General features: G+C 65.3%; 15 protein-coding genes and 1 riboswitch. Of the genes, 3 read left to right on the top strand and 12 right to left on the bottom strand.

Going from position 1 to position 18,192, the window contains the following annotated elements; translation table 11 throughout:
- Positions 1–27: 27 nt before the first annotated feature.
- A complete protein-coding gene (locus tag ACSVHC_RS08120) occupies positions 28–735 on the bottom strand; it encodes a TetR/AcrR family transcriptional regulator (RefSeq protein ID WP_437772365.1) in 708 nt (235 codons plus the stop codon).
- A gap of 101 nt (positions 736–836) precedes the next feature.
- Here ACSVHC_RS08120 and ACSVHC_RS08115 point away from each other — a divergent pair, with 101 nt between their 5' ends.
- The 3 genes from ACSVHC_RS08115 to ACSVHC_RS08105 all read left to right on the top strand — a co-directional run bounded on the left by ACSVHC_RS08115 (position 837) and on the right by ACSVHC_RS08105 (position 3,490).
- The gene (locus ACSVHC_RS08115; protein WP_439180790.1) at positions 837–2,318 is read left to right on the top strand and encodes an MFS transporter; all 1,482 of its coding nucleotides are present in this window, start codon (positions 837–839) and stop codon (positions 2,316–2,318) included.
- Between the two features lie 62 nt (positions 2,319–2,380).
- Positions 2,381–2,758 (top strand): VOC family protein, encoded by a 378-nt coding sequence (locus tag ACSVHC_RS08110; RefSeq protein WP_439180789.1) that lies wholly within the window; start codon positions 2,381–2,383, stop codon positions 2,756–2,758.
- Between the two features lie 54 nt (positions 2,759–2,812).
- On the top strand, positions 2,813–3,490 hold the full coding sequence (locus tag ACSVHC_RS08105) for an HAD-IA family hydrolase (RefSeq protein ID WP_437772367.1): 678 nt from the start codon (positions 2,813–2,815) through the stop codon (positions 3,488–3,490).
- Here the strand turns inward: ACSVHC_RS08105 and ACSVHC_RS08100 are convergent.
- The 11 genes from ACSVHC_RS08100 to ACSVHC_RS08050 all read right to left on the bottom strand — a co-directional run bounded on the left by ACSVHC_RS08100 (position 3,425) and on the right by ACSVHC_RS08050 (position 17,902).
- Entirely contained in the window at positions 3,425–4,492 is a 1,068-nt protein-coding gene (locus tag ACSVHC_RS08100; RefSeq protein WP_437772368.1) for a LacI family DNA-binding transcriptional regulator, read from the bottom strand. The genes ACSVHC_RS08105 and ACSVHC_RS08100 overlap by 66 nt on opposite strands.
- On the bottom strand, positions 4,489–5,772 hold the full coding sequence (locus ACSVHC_RS08095; protein ID WP_437772369.1) for a neutral/alkaline non-lysosomal ceramidase N-terminal domain-containing protein: 1,284 nt from the start codon (positions 5,770–5,772) through the stop codon (positions 4,489–4,491). The genes ACSVHC_RS08100 and ACSVHC_RS08095 overlap by 4 nt, the downstream gene beginning before the upstream one ends.
- Positions 5,769–6,932 (bottom strand): N-acetylglucosamine-6-phosphate deacetylase, encoded by a 1,164-nt coding sequence (locus ACSVHC_RS08090; RefSeq protein ID WP_437772370.1) that lies wholly within the window; start codon positions 6,930–6,932, stop codon positions 5,769–5,771. Before ACSVHC_RS08090 ends, ACSVHC_RS08095 begins: the two co-directional genes overlap by 4 nt.
- Positions 6,929–7,693 (bottom strand): sugar isomerase domain-containing protein, encoded by a 765-nt coding sequence (locus tag ACSVHC_RS08085; RefSeq protein ID WP_437772371.1) that lies wholly within the window; start codon positions 7,691–7,693, stop codon positions 6,929–6,931. Before ACSVHC_RS08085 ends, ACSVHC_RS08090 begins: the two co-directional genes overlap by 4 nt.
- On the bottom strand, positions 7,690–8,439 hold the full coding sequence (locus ACSVHC_RS08080; protein ID WP_437772372.1) for a 6-phosphogluconolactonase: 750 nt from the start codon (positions 8,437–8,439) through the stop codon (positions 7,690–7,692). Before ACSVHC_RS08080 ends, ACSVHC_RS08085 begins: the two co-directional genes overlap by 4 nt.
- Positions 8,436–9,701 (bottom strand): AGE family epimerase/isomerase, encoded by a 1,266-nt coding sequence (locus ACSVHC_RS08075; RefSeq protein WP_437772373.1) that lies wholly within the window; start codon positions 9,699–9,701, stop codon positions 8,436–8,438. Before ACSVHC_RS08075 ends, ACSVHC_RS08080 begins: the two co-directional genes overlap by 4 nt.
- Entirely contained in the window at positions 9,698–11,230 is a 1,533-nt protein-coding gene (locus tag ACSVHC_RS08070; protein WP_437772374.1) for a sodium:solute symporter family protein, read from the bottom strand. Before ACSVHC_RS08070 ends, ACSVHC_RS08075 begins: the two co-directional genes overlap by 4 nt.
- A 255-nt stretch (positions 11,231–11,485) precedes the next feature.
- Positions 11,486–13,576, bottom strand: coding sequence for an ArnT family glycosyltransferase (locus tag ACSVHC_RS08065; protein ID WP_439180788.1), 2,091 nt, complete (start codon positions 13,574–13,576; stop codon positions 11,486–11,488).
- A gap of 6 nt (positions 13,577–13,582) precedes the next feature.
- Positions 13,583–15,628 (bottom strand): ArnT family glycosyltransferase, encoded by a 2,046-nt coding sequence (locus ACSVHC_RS08060; RefSeq protein ID WP_439180787.1) that lies wholly within the window; start codon positions 15,626–15,628, stop codon positions 13,583–13,585.
- Entirely contained in the window at positions 15,625–16,992 is a 1,368-nt protein-coding gene (locus ACSVHC_RS08055) for a glycosyltransferase (RefSeq protein ID WP_437772377.1), read from the bottom strand. The genes ACSVHC_RS08060 and ACSVHC_RS08055 overlap by 4 nt, the downstream gene beginning before the upstream one ends.
- Before the next feature lie 160 nt (positions 16,993–17,152).
- Positions 17,153–17,902 (bottom strand): aggregation-promoting factor C-terminal-like domain-containing protein, encoded by a 750-nt coding sequence (locus ACSVHC_RS08050; protein ID WP_439180785.1) that lies wholly within the window; start codon positions 17,900–17,902, stop codon positions 17,153–17,155.
- Between the two features lie 2 nt (positions 17,903–17,904).
- Positions 17,905–18,078: riboswitch (cyclic di-AMP (ydaO/yuaA leader) on the bottom strand.
- Positions 18,079–18,192: the final 114 nt, after the last annotated feature.

Here is an 18,192-nt window from a genome sequence, read left to right as displayed (position 1 = left end):
GCAGCCCACGGTCTCGGCGGCTAGCTACTAACCCACCCGGCGCTGGGCCTTGCTTGCCTTGAGCACCATGGGAAGTTTGGACCGCAGGGTGCACTCAAGCAACTCCTCCGCGGTCTCGTCCTGCTCGTAGACTTCCGGCAGCCGGATGCCGATCAGGGTGTTCATGAGCATGCCCTGCGCAAGGAAGTCGCGGGAGGTTTCGGGGGACAGCCCCGCTTCGTCCCGCACCAGGCGATAAATGTCCAGGAATCCTTCCCGCGCCCGTGCCCCGATGGCGGGTTCATGGCCTGCCACGAAAGCCTGCATCAGCATCATGAGGATCCCGCGGTCCTCCACCAGATCCGCGTAGGCGATGGCCATGAGCTGCTTGAGCTGTTCCGGACGGCCGCTGCCGGCGGCAGGATCAAGGTGCTGCAATTCTTCGGCGAGTTCTCCGGCGTCGTAGGCCGCGATGACGTCGCGAAACGCGCGCATCAACTTGCCGTGGGCGCGGTCCAGGGCCTCCAGGAACAGGGTCTCCTTGGTGCCGAACATCCGCACGACATACGGCTGGCTGATGCCCGCAGCCTTTGCCACCTGGTCTGTGGTGGAACCGGCGTAGCCGCGCTCGGCGAAGACGCCCGTGGCGGCTTCCAGGATCAGTTCACGCCGTTGCGCCGCAGGTATGCGTTCGGCAGTTGCCTGGCTGCTTGAGTCCGTTCCAGGGGCGCCTGTGCCCATTGTTTTCTTCACCACACTTGACATGTTATCAGTCGATAACTAACTTTGGCTTTAAGTAATCATTCGATTACAACATCCCAAAAATAGCGGCATCTCAGCGACCCCGTGGAGCCATCATGAAACGCACTATTCCCGTCTGGCTGGCCATTGTGGCGGCCTCCCTGCCCGTCTTCATGGCCACCCTGGACAACCTGGTGGTCACCAACGCACTGCCCGTCATGCACAAGGCCCTCGGCGCGAGCGTCGAAGAACTGCAGTGGATCGTCAATGCGTACTCCCTGAGCTTCGCGGCGTTCATGTTGCTGGCCGTCGGCCTGGGGGACCGCTTTGGCCGCCGCCATGTGTTCATCGCGGGCCTTGCCATCTTCACCCTCGCTTCCGCAGCGGCAGCCGTCAGCACCGATCCGTGGCAGCTCATTGCTGCCCGCGCCGTCCAGGGCGTTGGTTCCGCGGCGCTCATGCCGCTATCGCTCACCCTGCTGGTGGGTTCGGTCAGCGACAAGCTGCGCCCGCTCGCCATCGGCATCTGGGGTGGAGTCTCCGGCCTGGGTGTCGCCCTGGGACCGCTCATCGGAGGCGCAGTCGTGGAAGGCTGGAGCTGGGAGGCGATCTTCTGGCTCAACGTGCCTATCGGCATCGTGTCGATTCCGCTGGCGCTCTTCGCGCTGCCGAACAGCTTCGGCGCACGCGTCCGCGCCGACGTCGTAGGCCTTCTTCTCTCCGGACTGGGCCTCCTGGCGCTCGTCTTCGGCATTGTCCGAGGGAACGACGCCGGCTGGTCCAGTGCCGAAGTCCTCGTCGGCTTGATCGGTGGCGGGGTCCTGCTGCTTGCCTTCGTTCTGTGGGAATCCCGGGTCGCCGCGCCGTTGCTTCCGCTCCGGCTGTTCCGCGACCGCAGCTTCACCGTGGCCAACCTGATCGGCCTGACCTTCAGCTTCGGGATCTTCGGGTCCGTCTTCATCCTCATCCAGTTCCTGCAGGTGGTGCAGGGCCACGGACCCCTCGCAGCCGGCGTCATGACGATGCCCTGGACGTTGGCCCCCATGTTCGTCGCACCGCTGGCGGGCCTGCTGGCACCGCGGCTTGGCACCAGGACCCTGATGATCGCGGGCCTCGCGCTGCTCACAGCGGGCATGTTCTGGCTGGCCGGGGTCCTTTCCGCGACCGTCCCGTACGAAACCCTGGTGCCAGGCTTCATTGCGGCAGGAATCGGCATGGGCCTGGTTTTCGCCCCGATGTCGACGGCGGTTCTCGCCAACATGCGCGCCGAGGACCACGCGAAGGCGAGCGGCACCAACTCCACGCTCCGGGAGATCGGGGTAGCACTGGGCGTAGCCGTCCTGACGGCAGTCTTCACGGGAGCCGGCGGCAAACTCACGCCCACGGGCTATGTGGACGCGGCCATTCCCGCCGTCTACGTGGGTGCATCCGTGCTGGTCCTTGCCACCGTGGTGGCGTGGCTCCTTCCATCCCGCGCCGGCGCACGCAGCCTGGCGGCTCAAGCAGAAGCCGGCGTGGGCACCTGGGGAGGCGCCGCCGTCGAACTCGTCAACGCGGGGTCACTTACGGCCCAATTCGAGCAGCAACATGGGCCGTAAGTGACCCCGCGTTGTGCTCCGCCCCCTACCGGTTTTCGGGCTCCGCCGATAGCCTTTGGCGCATGGACTGGAAACTTGAACTTGTGTTTGTCCCTGTGTCCGATGTGGACCGCGCCAAGGATTTCTACGTCAACAAAGTGGGCTTCAACGCCGACTACGACGAGCGGCCCATGGACGGCATCCGCTTCGTCCAGCTGACTCCGCCTGGCTCGGCCTGCTCCATCTGCATCGGCGAGGGCCTGAACGACGCCCCTCCAGGCACCGCCCCCAGCCTGCAGATGGTGGTGGGTGACATCCAGGAGGCCCACAGCCAACTCAAGGCCAACGGCGTGGAAGTCAGCGACATCGACATCCAGGATTGGGGCCACTTCGTGTACTTCGCCGATCCGGACGGCAACAAGTGGGCCGTCCAGTACATCCCCAACAGGCCCAACAGCTAGGACTCACACCGTAAGAGTTGGGCCGCGGACCACCTTCAACGGCAGGATGGATGGATGAACCTGCCTGCTGAAGCCGTGAAGACCCTGACCGTCCGGGCTGTCCTCTTCGATATGGACGGAACCTTGGTGGACTCCACCGCCATCGTGGAGCAAGTGTGGAGCGAATTCGCCGGCCGGTACGGACTGGACATCGAAGAGATCCTGCGGACTTCACACGGGGTCCAGGCCAAGGACACGGTGCGCCGTTTCGCCCCGGCCGGAGCTGACCTCGACGCGCTCGCGGAGGAGCTCGGCGAGATGGAACGGACCCGGACGGACGGAATCGTGGCGTTGCCCGGAGCAGCGGAACTGCTGCGGTCCTTGCCTGCCGATACCGTCGCAATGGTCACCTCGGCCGATCGGATCCTCGCCGGGGTGCGCATGCAGGCAGCCGGACTCGAGATGCCCGCAACCACTGTCACCTCCGAGGCAGTGACCCGCGGCAAACCTGACCCGGAAGGCTACCTCAGGGCAGCCGCGCTGCTGGGTGCCGAGCCTGCCGACGTCGTCGTCTTCGAAGATGCCCCGGCGGGTATCGCTTCCGCCCTTGCGGCCGGCATGCGGACCGTGGTGGTGGGCAACGCCGGCGGCGAGGCGGCGGATGGGCTGTGGCAGATCACGGACTACTCAGCGGTCACTGCCACGGCCGGTCTGGACGCTTCGGGCCGCCGGGTAATCGAGCTCCGGTTCTAGCGTCAGCGGGCTGGATGCGGGCCGGACGGGTCCTGTCGTCCCCCTGAGGACGAGGGTTCCCTCGAAGATGATCCTCGCCCCGGTCAGGCTGGTTGAGCCTGGGTTCTCGGAGAGAGCGGCGACGGCGCGTCGGGCTGCTGCACCGACGTTGACCGCGATCGTCGAAAGGGCAGGAAACGTTGTGGTTGCTAGGGTGTCGTCGCATCCGATGACGCTCAAGTCCTTCGGGACGTCCACGCCTGCGGCAGCGAATCCGCCCATTAGGCCGTGCGCGATGACGTCGTCAAAAGCGATGACTGCCGTGGCTCCGGACGCTGCCACCGAATCGCTGAGAGCCTTCGCGGCTTCGTAGGTGCCCGGATCCGCGCTGAAATGCGTCACCTCGAGGGCATGGGCCTTCGAGAAGTTGTCCACAGCCGAGCGACGCTGCTTGTTTGCCCATGATTGTGGTGGCCCGCCGACGTAGGCGATGCTGCGGTGGCCGAGCTCGGACAGGTGCGTCAGCGCGGAGCGGATGGCCGCGCTGGTGTCCAGGAGTATCCGGTAGGTCTCCTGAATATCGCGGTTGATGAAGGCCACGCGCTGGGAATCGGCGATCTGCCGGATGCGGGACGAAACGAGCCGGGAAGACACGACGATCAACCCTTCGACCTGGGGTGCCATCCGTGAGATGAGGCGGTCTTCCCGGGTGGGGTCTTCATCCGTATCCGCCAAGAACACGGATAGCCCGAGGTCGCTCGCATAGTTTTGGGCCGCCCGGACCAGAGGAGGGAAGAATGGGTTGGCGATGTCCGGCACGATGAGTCCGATGGCGCCGGCGCGTCCTGTCGAGAGGGCGCGTGCGTGATGGTTCGGTACGTACCCGGCGGCTTCGGCCGCTTTTTGAACCATTGCCACCGTCTCCGGCTTGAGCAGGTTTGGCCGGGTAAAGGCCCTCGACACGGTTGAGGGAGCGATGCCGAGTTCGGCCGCCAGCTGGGTGATGGTTGGACGTCCCGTCATTGGAGCTCACCCGCGAGTTCCAACGCGGCCTGGATCAGCGCTTCGGCACTGCCAGGCGCGAAGGGGGCCGGCATGCCGTAGTAGCGGTGCGCGTCCTCCACCTCGTATCCTCCGAAGTCATATTCATCAGCGGTTGGGAAGTATCCTGGGCACCCGTTGGTGTAGCCGGTGACGAAGACGGGCCCCTCGACGCGGGAGGCGATGGCTTCCGTTGCGGCCAGGAATGGTTCTCCGGGTAATCCTACGAGGGTCAGGCCCTGCCAGTTGAAGACGCTCAGCGGGGCGTCCCAGGACATTTCCTCTTCGGGACTGCGGTCATTGGCCCATTGCACCCACACGTTGAGAAGGGATCGCCGGCCCGGATCGGCCGAAACCGCGTCGGCCCCCCACTGCCGGCTCAACTCGGCGGGCGAAACGGCGTCGCGCGAATTCATTGCGACGCTGATGGTCCTCCGGGCTGCCGTGGTCTGCCGGGAACCGGAACCAAAGACGGGCAGCAGCGGGGTACTCAACACGGATGCGGCGACATGTTCTCCGATCTTGCGCGCCTGCCCCATCGTCCTGCCAGCTGAGCCGGATAGCGAGTACGACGCGTCAGCAGCATGGCCGGAGTTGATGTCCCCGGGGGTCCCGGGCAGGAAAAGTGCAACCGAGCCGGGGTAACGCTCCTCCAGGACGCTCCTGGTGAACGCCGGGTAATCGCCGCTGATGAGCCGGTTTTCCGGACCCAGAACTACCGGGTGGCAAGGATAGAGAACCAGCCAGGCAATCATTTGTCCGGCTGCGTCGCTGAAAGAGGCAAGCTGGACCGGCGGATCCACGGTGCGTTCAGGATGGCGGCGGTTCCTGGCAACATCCACTCCCCGCGATTCGCCGTACCGCAGGGTCGCCGGCCGCCGGGAGGCCACGGCAGCCTCCGTGGCCTCGCGGCAAGCCAGGACGATCTCCTCCAAGAGCGCCGGGTCATGGCCCCCGAGCCGGCCCGGCATGACGCACGGACCTGCGTGGGTATGCGTCGCGGTGATTGCCACACGCTCCGGCGCAACTGGCAAGTCGTGTGCGATCCGCGTGCACGTGTCTTCATGGAGGCCGCAGACATCCACAGTGATCCAGCAGGTGTCATCGACAGCCAGCGCCCGGACGGTCAGGGGATCGTGGACGCCGGTACTCGGTTCCGTCCTCGCTGCGAATCCGGCCATCGGCGTCCCAACCGGCGGCGAGATCTCGACGACGACGGCGCCCACCCGCAGGACCCCCTGCTGGGGTTGGCTGGTACTCATTCCGGTTCGCCCGATACCTTTCGACCGCCTTGGATAACCGCGGAAATGGTCCCGGCTTCGGGTAAGTCCGCGGTGATCAGGACAAAGTCTGCCGGGGAACCCACATGAAGGTGGCCGAGCCCAGGCCGGGTACCCGGGATCACCCGGGCGGGCGTGGACGTCACCATTTTGAGGGCTTCCGATAGATCCAGGCCGACGTTTCGGATCACGTTGCGGAAACCGTCCGGGAGGGTCGCGGCGGCCCCTGCGAGCAGATCCGTGCCCACGTGGGAGAGCCTCCCACCGGGAGCGAGGTCCACCAGGCCGCCCACGGAAGTGCGGTGGCGGCCAGGCTCGCTGCCGGCCAGTGCGGTGCTGTCCGAAACCAGATAAGCGCGTTCGGGGGTCTTGGCCCTGATCATGACTTTCAGCGTATCGCCGGGCAAGTGGTGGCCATCCGCTATGAGTCCCGCCGTGAGGCGGTCATCAGCGAGCTGGGTCCACAGGGCATTCGGGTGCCTGGGCAATGTAGTGGCGATTCCGTTGCCCAGATGGGTCGCCAGGCTGGCTCCCGCGGTGATGGCAGCCGTGATCTGTTCAGGACTCGCGTGCGTGTGTCCGATGGCCACTTCGACGCCGAGTTCGCGGATTTGGGCGATCTGGACCGGCGCGTCGGGGGTATGCGGAGAAACGGTGACGATGCCGACCATTCCGCTTGCGCGAAGCCAGCGCCGGACCTCCTCAACGTCCAACGGGCGAACGAAGCGGGCGTCGTGGACGCCCCGGGGACCGTCCTGGTCCGAGATGAAGGGGCCTTCGATATGGACGCAGGGGATGGCTGACCTGGTGCTTGGATCAATGTCGCAGGCCCGCTTGATCTGTTCGAGCGCGCCGGTGATTGCCTCTTCGGACGCTGTAACAATGGTCGGCACCCATGTCGTGACGCCCAGCTTCGCCAGCTCCGCGCTCAAGTTGATGATGGTTTGCGGCGTGATGTCGGGGGCATTGACATCCATTCCGCCGTAACCGTTGACCTGGCCATCGATGAATCCCGGCGCGATGACGGGCAGCCCCTGGTCAGGGTCGATCTCCCGCACCGACAGGATGGTCGTGTCGTAGGCGATTTCTATGTTGATCCCCCGGTGCGGGTCTTTGCCCACGATCTTTTTGGGGTGTGTCACAGCTTGCGTACCCGTCCTTTGAAACGTGAAATGAACTGCTGGTTGGCTTCGTCCCCGCCGGGAGCATTTCCTGATCTCCACAATGGCGGCTCAATGCCGACTTCGTTCAGCTTGCTGATGGTGGACATCATGAGCCAGTTCAGGGTGAAGGCGTTGGCGAACGTGGACACGGCGGCCGTCTTTTCGACCGCCCCGGGAACCGTCATGACAGCGTCCCCGACCGGAACCTTCGTGTCGATGTGGTGGTCGACGACGTCGTGCAGGTTCAGTTTTTGCGGATGCCGTGCGGGATGGTCACTGGCTGTTTCCTCTGCGTGCTCCCGCGAGGAAACTCCGATGGTCTTGACCGATCTTCCACGCGCTGTCAGGGCCGCGTCGATGAGCGCACTATTGATGCCGTACGCGTTGACCAGGATCAAGAGGTCCCCTGGTCCGAGGCCCGCGTCCTCAATGACGATCCGGCCGTAACCCGGCGTCCGTTCCATGGCCATTGAGCGGAGGGCGCCGCTGGAGAGCAAGGTGCCTTCGTCCAAAATGGCGGAGACGTGCATCAGTCCGCCTGCCCGGAAGAACACTTCCTGGCTTGCCAGGTTCGAATGACCGCCGGGACCGTAGATGTGGACCAGTTCGTCCTTGGCCACCTGGGCCGCGAGAGTGCCCGCCGCGACGCTGATGTTTTCGGCTTCTTCCAGACGGATTCGCCCGAGGAGCTCGGTGATTTTTCCGAGGTAGTCCTGCGAGAGCTGCTCACTTGCGTTCATCGCGGATCGGATTCGGCGTCGAGGTAGATGGTGACGTTTGGGTGCGTGCGCAGGGCAGTACCGGGGTGGTCGCCGCTGACCGACTGGTTCAGCGTGTTGTGCACGGCTGTCCTTTTGGCACGGCCGGGCACGGAGGCGATGATTTCGGAGGCGTGCAGCAATCGTGGGATGGAGACCGTGATCGCGCGCTGCGGAACGTCGTCGAAACTGGCGAAATGACCTTCGTCCACTTGTTGCTGGCGACTGACGTGGTCCAGGTTGATGACGCGGGCTGGCAGCAGGTCGGCGAGGTCTGCCGGGGGATCGTTGAAGGCTAGATGGCCGTTGACTCCCAGTCCGAGCAGCACGAGGTCAAAGGGATCGTGGCCCATCAGCGTGCCATAGCGCTGTGCCTCGGCTTCGGCGGGGTTCCCCGGGTTGATGCGGTGAAAGGTGGTCGGGGGAAGGTGGCTGAAGAACTTTCGTTGCAGCCAGTTTCCGAACCCTTGGGGTGCGTCGGCCTCGAGCGCGAGGTAGTCGTCCATATGGAAGCACGTTATGCGGTTCCAATCGATACCGGGTTCCTGGACGAGCGCCTGAAGCGTTGCCTCCTGGCTGGGAGCTGCTGCAAGCATCAGCCGGACCTCCCGCTGGTTCCGGAGCGCCCTGCGTAGCGTTTCCGCCGCATGCTGGCCGGCGTGTTTCCCCAAGGCTGCCCGGTCCGGGTGCGTGGAAACGGCGGGGCTGTAAGTGGTCTGTGCTGTCACGTGTGTGTCCTTCGGGTTTCTAGTTCAGTGGTCAGGAGGAGTGATCGGGCGATGTGGAAGGGGTCCTTGACGGGCAGCGCCACGATCTTGTCGAGGGGTTTCCCCTCGCGGTCGCGTATCTGCAGCCACTCCTGGCCGGAGGGGTCCGGAAATGTGTCGAGAGTGTAGGTCCAGATCCGCTCATGCCAGTCCAGGAGGTCTGGACGCCCGAAACGTTCGGCGAGCAGCCTGGTTGCGTAAAGGGCCTCCACCTGGACCCACCAGAGCTTGGTGTCCCACGTTTGGGTCACGAGGGTCTCGTAGGGGTCGTTGCTGAAGAGCCTGCCCCGCGGTTCTGCCCCGGTGCTGTCGACGTATCGGAAAACACCGCCCTTCTGCTCGTCCCAGCCCACTTCCAGGGCCTGGACGGCAAGGTCCGGTAGCCAGTCCGGAATATGAGGTGCAAGTTCAGGCATGATCTCGACGGCTTCCATGACCATCCAGAGCATCTCCAGCAGGTGACCGGGGGTTCGGTGCCGGGCCAGGAGCGTGTCCAGGTCATCGCTGCTGTCAGGCCGGTATTCCCACCAGGAGCCGGCCTTCCACATGCCTTCGGAGTTCGCGTCGCCGAGGAGCTGGGAAAGTGCGGCGCCGGCTGTTTGAGCGCTTTCGGCCGAGCCGCTGGCCAAATGCAGTTGGGCGCCCACGTTCAGCAGTAGCATCAACCCTGCCGCGTCCTTGAACCCCGCCCGGACGGGGTAAGGCTCGGACGGAGCGCTCCGCGCCTCGATCCTTTCTTCGGCGTGGGCGAGAAGTGCATGGGCTGATTGCAGCCACTCATCACGTTCCCGGCCTGCGGCTTGGGGAAGCCGGGCCGCGCCCGCCAGGCCCAAGGCGGCAAAGAGGTCGGCCAGGACGCTGACCGCGACCTCCCCTTGCGGACCGGACGGCAGCGCCTGCCCCTCAGCCGATGTGCGGTATGCCGTCATGCTGCCGTCCAGGATGGCGTGGGCTTGGATGAACCTGGCGGTCTCAATTGACAGAGCGGCCCACGGCCGGGGATTTTCCCCGATGATTCCGGCCTCGCTGTCCAGCGCAATCCTTGAGCAGAGCCAAGCCCAGCGGCCTTGGGACCACGTATATTTTTCGTTCGAAAGCAATCGCCCTGAGTTGGAAAAGCACGTGAAAACCCCGCCGTTCTCCCTGTCGACTGCGTTCTCAAGCCACCAGGGGAGGACGTCCTTAAGCAGCTGATCACGTATTTCGGACCCGATGGCGCTCATGCGACGGCGCTTTCAACTGGGAACGATGTGGCCGGCTCAAGGTCGCGGTCAAGGGACTCGACAAGGGCGTCGGAAGCCTCGTTGTGCCAAGGGCGCAGCCAGCCGAAGACGCAATAGACGATCGCGGAGGCAAGCACCGGGGCGGCCACGTTGATTGTCTGCGCACTGGCCGTACCCAGGCTCGCGATGGGAGCGGCCAAAACGTACTTTGCGAGTGCGAAAACGATCAAACCGGTGGCCCAGGAGAACAAGGCTGCCGAGGGACCGCAGCGCCGGAATGGCCGCAGCATCCCCAGCAGCATGGGAACGGCGATCGGCCCCACCAAGGCCCCGAACCAGAGGATTATCAGGCCCAGGACGCCGCCGAATGAATCCGCGCTAAGGGCAATGACCATGGACAAACCGATGAACAGGAACGTGGAAATCCGGCCACCCAGGAGTTCCGCACGCGAAGTCAGCGGCTGCCGGGAACCGCGCAATGCAGGGATGATGTCCCTGATAACGACGGCGGAAATCGCGTTGGCGTCCGAAGAGGTCATGGCCATGGTGTGTGAGAACATTCCTGCGACGACCAAGCCGACCAGGCCGGCTGGCAGCAGTTGCTGGGTCAGGAGCGCGTAAGCCTGATCGGGGTGCGTCAGATTTGGCAGGATCAGTGGCGCGGCCCACATGGGGAAGAAAAGGACCAGCGGCCACACGAGATAAAGGGCGCCCGAAAGCAGGACCGATTTGCGGGCCGCTGAGCCGGACGGAGCGGCAATGAAGCGTTGAGCGAGATTCCACGTACCTCCGTTGTAGGAAATCGTGCTGATGAGGCAGTAGGCGAGGAAGAACCCGATGGTGTAATCACCTGCGAATGGCTGCGAGTGGGAGGCGGGCAGACGGGACCAGATTCCCGCGATCGAGGAAACGCCCCCAAGCTTGGCCACGGCGAAGATGAGCATCGCAACGCCGGCTACGGACTGGATGATGAATTGGCCCATATCCGTCAATGCGTCGGCCCACAAGCCGCCGATGGTCGAATAGATGAGCGTGACCCCGCCGACGATCAGGATGCCAACGGCGATCGGAACCCCGGCGAACACGTTCAGGAGGATCGCACTGGCTGCCCACTTGGCCGCAACGTCGAAGATTTTCAATGCGGCACCGGACCAAGCCAGTACTTGCTGCGCGGGCAGGTTGTAGCGCGTGGCCAGGTATTCGAGCGGGGAGATGATCCCCAAGCGCTGCCTGAGACGCGGCCAGCGCGGGGCGAAGAAGAAAGCGCCAACAAGGCAGGCGATGGTGATGGTGAGCGCCCACCAGACATATAGCGCGAAACCGGTGGTGTAGGCGATGGCGGCGTACGCCACGAAGACAGCAGCCGAATATCCGGACATGTGGTGGGAAATCCCTGCCAGCCACCACGGCATCTTCCCGCCCGCTGTGAAGAAGTCGGCAGCGTTTTTCACTCTGCTCTTGGCCCACCAGCCGATCCCTATCATGACCACGAAATAGGCCCCTAAAACGAGCCAGTCAGCGAAATACATACATCCTCCTTGATGCAACGAAAGCTTGGAAATGGGATCTGCAGTGGCGTCCACTTTTCTCTGCAAACGTTTGCAAAACAAGGGTCTTTTTGAAAGTCTTCTTCCGGGCCCCCGCCGCCGCACCAAGGACTTCGACGGTGACAAGGTTGGCCCGGAGGACAGCAACAGACGGGCTATGGCAGATCGCCGATATTCCTCGATCGTTGCCACAGCCCGTCTGGAGGTTTCAGGGCGTCGGTCACCCAGCCCCCGGACCTAACCAGCCAGTGCGTACACCGTGGTCCCGCCGATGCTCTGTGCCTGGAAGTTCGCAGCCACCCACTGCGCGATCTGTGCAGGAGCTTCCGATCCGCTGTTCGCCTGCATGGTCCCGCCTGCGATGAAGTAGTGGATCTTGCCCTGTGCCACGAGTTGCTGAAACTGTGCAAGCGTGGGGGACGGGTCCGTACCGTTGAAGCCCCCAACCGCCATGACGGGCAGTTCGGTGGCCAGCTGGTAGCCGGCGGCGTTGTTGGAACCCACGACGGCGGCCGCCCACGTGTAGTTCGAGGCGCCGGATTTGAGCGCGGCAACCATTCCCGACGACGGCGTCGTGGCACCGAGCAGGCCGCCCATGCCACCGCCTTGCCGGTTCCCGCCGAAGCCACCGCCCAGGGCGCCCGGCTGCTGGAGGGTCTGGGGCGGGTTGTTCTGGGCTGCGTTGTTTTGGCCGGCTTGTCCGAAGCCGCCCCGGCCGCCGAAACCACCTGCTCCGAAGCCGCCGAACGTAATCGTTGGACCTGCGCTGGGGATCGCGCCGCTGTGCGTCACGGAGGCGGTGGAGATCGAGTACGCCAGGGGGCCGGCGAGGGAGGCCACGAGCGCGAGTACCGCCGTCGTGCGCTGAAGGATGCGGGAGGCGAGGCGTCCCGAGAGCAGCAGCCCGGCCGCGGCTGCCAAGGCGCCAAAGAGCACCGCCCAGCGCAGCCACGGACCATACACGGTGGTGCTGCCCAAGAGGCCGAAGGCCGTGAATCCCGCTGCGGCCACTGCTGCGGCGAGCATGACCGCGGCGACGAGCTGCGCGCGGTGCTGCCACAAAAGCGCACCGCCCAGGCCCGCGAGCCCGGCGATGCCCGGAGCCAGGGCTACTCCGTAATAGGGATGGATGATGCCCGCCATGAAGCTGAATACCAGTCCGGTGACAAGGACCCACGAGCCCCACACGATCACCGAAGCCCGGACGGAATCCGTACGCGGGGCACGGCGGCCCAGCCACAGCAGCCCGGCCCCGAGGACCAACACGGAGGGCAGGAGCCACGCGATCTGGCCGCCGAACTCGCTGTTGAACATGCGGAACAGCCCGGGAACTCCCCAGCCGTTGCCGCCTCCCACGCTGCCGGTCTCCTGGCCGCTGAGCCTGCCCAGGCCGTTGTAACCGAGCGTCAGTTCCAGGATCGAGTTGTTCTGGGAGCCGCCGATGTACGGCCGCATGTTCGCGGGAATGAGTTCGACGACGGCGAGCCACCAGCCGGCCGAGACCACCATGGCCGCCCCCGCCCCAAGCAGTCGAAGCAGGCGGCGCCCCACTCCGCCCGGCGCCGCAACCACATACGCCACCGCAAATCCAGGAACCACCAGAAGGACCTGGAGTTGCTTGGTCAGGAAACCGAAGCCCAGGAACACTCCCGCCAGCAGGAGCCAACGCAACTTGTTGTCCTGGACGGACCGAAGCGTGGCGTAGCCGGCGGCCGTCATGAGCAGCACCAGCAGGGCGTCCGGGTTGTTGAACCTGAACATGAGGGTGGCAACCGGCGTGATGGCCATGACGACGGCGGCCAGCAGCCCGGCCCGGTGGGCGAGCCGCCGATCGCCGGTGGCGGGGGCCGCGGCCCGCCGGACTGCCAGATAAAGCAGCCATGCCGTCGCAACACCCATGAGTGCCTCGGGAACCAGGATGCTCCAGGAGCTTAGCCCGAAGATCCTTACCGAGAGGCCCATGATCCAGAGCGACGCAGGAGGCTTGTCCACCGTGATGGAGTTGGCCGCGTCGGAGGATCCGAAGAACCACGCGGCCCAATTCTGCGAACCGGCCTGGGCCGCGGCCGAATAGAACGGGTTGGCCCAGCCGGAAGCGCCGAGGTTCCAGAGATACAGGACCGCAGTTGCAAGGAGGACAATGCCGAGCTCCACGCCGTGACGCAGGGCATGCGGGCCATGGTTGGGGCGGGACTCTCGGGTCAGGCCCGGCCGAGCGCGGCCGTCCCCTCCCCGGGGAGCGGCCGTTTCCGTAGGATCCACCAACCGCGACGGCGGAGACGACTGCCCTGCCTTGGAGTCCGTGTCTGTGGAATAGGAAGTGGTCATCGGAATCTACTTTGTCAGCTTGTAGACGGTGGAGCCGCCCACAGTCTGGGCTTGGAAGTTGGCCTGTACCCAGGAGGCTACCTCGGAATTGCCGCCCTGGCCTCCGAATCCGCCGCCGCCACCCATGCCTCCTCCTGCGATGTAGTAGCCGATCTGTCCCTTCGCCACCATGTCCTGGAATTGTGCCAGCGTGGGGTAGGGATCTCCGCCGTTCCAGCCACCGAGTGCGATCACATTGGTGTTCGTCGCGAGCTCAAGGCTCGCGGCTTGGGTGGCACCGGAGACGATCGCCGACCACTTCGTGTTGGTGGATGTCAGCAGCGCGGTCAGTCCGGCGTCGGCCGTTCCCTCGGAACCGGGTCCTCCCGCCTGACCCGCGCCGCCGGTTGCGCCGAACCCTCCAGCACGGTTTCCGAAGCCGCCCATCGCGGAACCGCTGGGTCCCGACGTCGGGATGGAACCGGAGTGCGCGGTAGCCGCCGTCGCGAGCGTCCACGCCGCGGTTCCGAGGCCGCCTGCCAGAAGGGAAACGACGACGACGGCCGCAGCCGCTGCGTTCCGGAACCGGCCCGCCGGCCGCAGTGAGTCGAGGCGAAGCAGGATTGCCGCGGCCGCCACGACGCCCAGGACGACGATCACGATGCGCAACCACGGAAGCCATGAGGCGTCGCGGCCCAGGAGCACCGCGGACCAGGCCGAACTACCGAGGATTACCGCGGCCAGGACGATCCTGGCCGGCCAATACCCGCGGCCGCGCCACAGCTCAACGCTGCCAATGCCCACCAAGGCTGCGATTGCCGGTGCGAGAGCTACCGCGTAGTAGGGGTGGACGATGCCGCTCATGAAGCTGAAGACGCCAGCCGTGACCAGAAGCCAGCCGCCCCAGAGAATGAGCGCGGAACGGGTGCGGGAGGCCCGCGCTTCCCGGCGGGTGAACCACAGGCCGGCTGCCAGCAGAATCAGCGCAGCAGGGAGAAGCCAGGAGACCTCGGCGCCGAAGCTCGTGCCAAACATGCGGGCGATCCCGGCAGCTCCACCGAAACCGCTGTTGCCGCCACCGCCGCCGAACCCGCCGAGGCCGCCCCCTGCAGGGGCGCCGCCTCCGCCGGGCGTCCCTTCGCCCGAGCCGGTGATGCGGGACAGCCCGTTGTAGCCGAACGTCAGCTCAAGGAAACTGTTGGTTTGCGAACCTGCCATGTAAGGACGTGCTGAAGCAGGGGTCAGCTGGAACAGAGCGACATAACTGCCGGCCACTACTGCGATACCGGCCAATGCGCCGAGCAGGTGCAGCAACCTCCGCCGCAACGGGGTGGGTGCGGCCCAGAGGTACGCGAGTCCCAGTCCTGGAACGATCAGGAAACCCTGCAGCATTTTGCTCAGGAACGCGAGGCCCACCACGGCGCCGGCTGCGGCTAGCCACTTCCAGCCTGCCCGTTCGATGGCACGGGTAGTGAAATAGGCCGCGAGTACCAGGCACAGGGTCAGCATGGCGTCGGGATTGTTGAAGCGGAACATGAGCGCCGCCACCGGGGTCAGTGCCAAAGCGCCGCCGGCAAACAAGCCAGCGCCTGGTCCGGAGACCCGCTTGACTGTCAAATAGAGGAAGCCGACGGCGGCGGCGCCCATCAACGCCTCGGGAACCAGCATGCTCAGGGGCGAGAAGCCGAAGATCCGGCCCGCCAAAGCAGGGATCCACAATGAAGCCGGGGGCTTGTCGACGGTGATGGCATTGCCGGCGTCGAGGGAACCGAACAGAAACGCGGTCCAGTCCTTGGTGCCGGCCTGGATGGCCGCGGCGTAGAAGGAGTTTCCGTAGCCGGTGGCCGCGAGGTTCCAGAGATACAGGAAGGCGGTGGCTACGAGGAGCCCGGCAGCGGATGGCCGCACCCAGCGGGGCTGCCGGCCAAAGGCGTATCGCGTCCAGCGGGGCGTGGCATCGGGGGTTGCGGGGCCGGTCGAGTGACGGCCCGGCGGTGCCGGGGCGGTCCCGACGGCGGCAGGAAGCTCGGCACCTGCCGGGCCCGTGCTTGCAGGAGTGATCGTGGAGGTCATGATGCTGCCGTTTCTGTGCGAGGTTTGGCTTGTGTGGTGGGTGCAGTTGCCTGCGCAGCAGGCTGCCGAAAGACCCAAAGTCGGAACAACAGGAAGCGGACCGCAGTGGCGGCGAGGTTCGCTGCGACCACGGTGAGGAGCTCGCCCCAGCGGTCCGGCGTCGTCGTGCTGTGCACCAAGGCGAGTGCCCCGGAGGTGAGTGCGAGGCCGATCCCGAACACAATCAGCCCCTCGAAGTGGTGCCGAACGGGATTGCCGCCCTGGATGCCGAAGGTGAAGCGCCGGTTGGCGCCGGTATTTGCGATGGCCGTGACGAGCAGCGCCAGGAAGTTGGCCAGCTGCGGGTCCATGAATCCGCGGCAGAACAGGAAGATGAGCACATAGGCGAGGGTGGACGCAGCGCCGATCGCGGTGAACCGGACCAGCTGTCCGAAAAGACTGCTGCGCGGGTTCTGCTCGGCGGTGCGGGACGACGCCGGGAGCGGCCCGCGTGCAAGCGCTGCTCGCAATTCCGGAATGGGGATGCGGCCCGAGACGAGATCCCGGGTGAGCCGGACCATGCCGCGGACGTCGGCCAGGGCGGTGCGTACCACGTCGACGCTAGAATTGGGATCGTCGATCCAGTCAACGGGAACTTCGTGGACCCGGAGGCCGCAGCGTTCGGCGAGGACCAGGAGCTCAGTGTCGAAGAACCACGAGTTGTCCATGGTGTGGGGGAGGATCTGCTGTGCGACGTCTGCCCGGATCGCTTTGAAGCCGCACTGGGCATCGCTGAAGCGGGCGCCCATGAACGAGTGCAGCATCAGGTTGTAGCTGCGCGAAATGAACTCGCGCTTGGGGCCGCGGACAACCCGCGAGTTGCGTGTGAGACGTGTGCCAATCGCGAGGTCCGAATGGCCGGAGATGAGCGGCGCCAAAAGGGGCGCCAGTGCGGCGAGGTCCGTGGAAAGATCCACGTCCATGTACGCCAGAACCGGCGACGGCGATGCGAGCCACACCTTGCGAAGGGCGTTGCCGCGTCCCTTCTCCTCAAGATGGACAACCGCGAGCTCAGGCAGTTCCCTGGCCACGCGCTCCGCGATTTTCAAGGTGCTGTCCGTGCTCGCGTTGTCCGCCACTGTGATGCGGAAGCCATGCGGGAAGGATTCGCGCAAATGGCCGTGTAGCCTGCGCAGGCACTCTTCGAGGTCGCGCTCCTCGTTGAAGACGGGGATGGTGACATCGAGGACGGGGACGGCGGTGTGGGTGTCCACCGGGGCACGCCGTCCGCTGCGTTGGACGGGGGTCTTAGCCTTGATGGGAAGGCCCGGCGGCACCACCGCGGGGTCCTTCAGGGTTCCGGAGGTGGATTCGATGAGCGTCATGTATCCACAGTGCCGTTGCAGAATATGAAGGCTTTAGGCGGAACCTGTGACGTGGCTGTGGATGCGCCACCCGCGTGGCAATTCACATGCCTGGCCAAAGAACGCAAAGGGCCGCCCCCGAAGGGACGGACCTCGATGTATTTTGCGCGTGGCTCTTGGTTTAGTACCAGTTATGGGCCAAGTGGAAGGACCATGCCGCGGACGGCGATCCGTAGCGTTCCTTGATGTAGTTCAGGCCCCAGCGGATCTGCGTCTGGTAGTTGGTCTGCCAGTCGGCGCCTTCGGACGCCATCTTTTCGGCCGGCAGCGACTGCCCAATGCCGTAAGCGCCACTGGAGGAGTTGGTGGCAGTGGTGCGCCAATCCGATTCCTTGTTCCACAAGGTGATCAGGGCTGACATCTCGCCCTGTCCCCAACCGTAGGAGGGAAGGATGCTTGCGGCATAAGCCTGGGCGCCGGAGGGATCATCGACGGCGACGGGTGCGGCCGGGGCTGCCGGAGCTGCGGGTGCAACGGGGGCAGGGGGTGCCACGGGCGCGGCCGGTGCGGCAGCCTGGGCCGCGACGGCGGCCGGAGCGGGGGCGGGTGCCTGGCTCGGCGTCGGCGTGGCGCTGGCCTTGGGGCTCGCGCTCGCCGACGGCGTGGCTGTGGCCGACGGCGTGGCTGAGTGGTCTGCCGTGCGGGATTCGGACGTGCGGGTCATGTCCTGGGTATTGATGGCTTGACCGGCGGCCTGGGTGGCGGCACCTGCACCGAGGAACACGGCAACGACGCCGGCAACAACTGCCATGCGCTGGCCGGTGCCGAGGTTCGACGCGGCACGCCTCAAAGTGGAGCGTGACTTGTTATTCCGGGCAGGTTCGCCGCGGTGGCGCGCAACAGGGCGCGACTGATTCCTTGAATCAGACATGGTGATTGCCTCTCGACGCCTGCGGAGTTAGCTGTCGGATTCGGATGAGGTCATCCGGCCGTGGCCACAGCGGAACGTGGCGGTACGGCTTCACCCCTAGGGCTGGCTCAACATGAGCGCTTGCCCGGAGACCTGGGTCCCCCGTCTCTGCCTGGACTGATGGGCACCGGGGAGTGGCAGAGCTCGGCGCCTACCCGGCGGTGGCCGGAATGATCCAGCGCACCCATTCGACGGTACAGGAGGATCTTACTTAAGTCACATTTAGGTAACGGAGATCACGACGTCGGTGC

This window comes from Arthrobacter sp. KNU-44 (assembly GCF_051843155.1).
GTDB lineage: Bacteria > Actinomycetota > Actinomycetes > Actinomycetales > Micrococcaceae > Arthrobacter.
Note: the sequence above shows the minus strand (reverse complement) of the source record. Positions and strands in the feature narration are given on the sequence as shown.

Excerpts from the sequence above, each read along its gene's own strand:
- ACSVHC_RS08115 (WP_439180790.1), top strand. The coding sequence starts at position 837 with ATGAAACGCACTATTCCCGTCTGGCTGGCCATTGTGGCGGCCTCCCTG.
- ACSVHC_RS08110 (WP_439180789.1), top strand. The coding sequence starts at position 2,381 with ATGGACTGGAAACTTGAACTTGTGTTTGTCCCTGTGTCCGATGTGGAC.
- ACSVHC_RS08105 (WP_437772367.1), top strand. The coding sequence starts at position 2,813 with ATGAACCTGCCTGCTGAAGCCGTGAAGACCCTGACCGTCCGGGCTGTC.
- ACSVHC_RS08100 (WP_437772368.1), bottom strand. The coding sequence starts at position 4,492 with ATGACGGGACGTCCAACCATCACCCAGCTGGCGGCCGAACTCGGCATC.
- ACSVHC_RS08095 (WP_437772369.1), bottom strand. The coding sequence starts at position 5,772 with ATGAGTACCAGCCAACCCCAGCAGGGGGTCCTGCGGGTGGGCGCCGTC.
- ACSVHC_RS08085 (WP_437772371.1), bottom strand. The coding sequence starts at position 7,693 with ATGAACGCAAGTGAGCAGCTCTCGCAGGACTACCTCGGAAAAATCACC.
- ACSVHC_RS08075 (WP_437772373.1), bottom strand. The coding sequence starts at position 9,701 with ATGAGCGCCATCGGGTCCGAAATACGTGATCAGCTGCTTAAGGACGTC.
- ACSVHC_RS08070 (WP_437772374.1), bottom strand. The coding sequence starts at position 11,230 with ATGTATTTCGCTGACTGGCTCGTTTTAGGGGCCTATTTCGTGGTCATG.
- ACSVHC_RS08065 (WP_439180788.1), bottom strand. The coding sequence starts at position 13,576 with ATGACCACTTCCTATTCCACAGACACGGACTCCAAGGCAGGGCAGTCG.
- ACSVHC_RS08060 (WP_439180787.1), bottom strand. The coding sequence starts at position 15,628 with ATGACCTCCACGATCACTCCTGCAAGCACGGGCCCGGCAGGTGCCGAG.
- ACSVHC_RS08055 (WP_437772377.1), bottom strand. The coding sequence starts at position 16,992 with ATGACGCTCATCGAATCCACCTCCGGAACCCTGAAGGACCCCGCGGTG.
- ACSVHC_RS08050 (WP_439180785.1), bottom strand. The coding sequence starts at position 17,902 with ATGTCTGATTCAAGGAATCAGTCGCGCCCTGTTGCGCGCCACCGCGGC.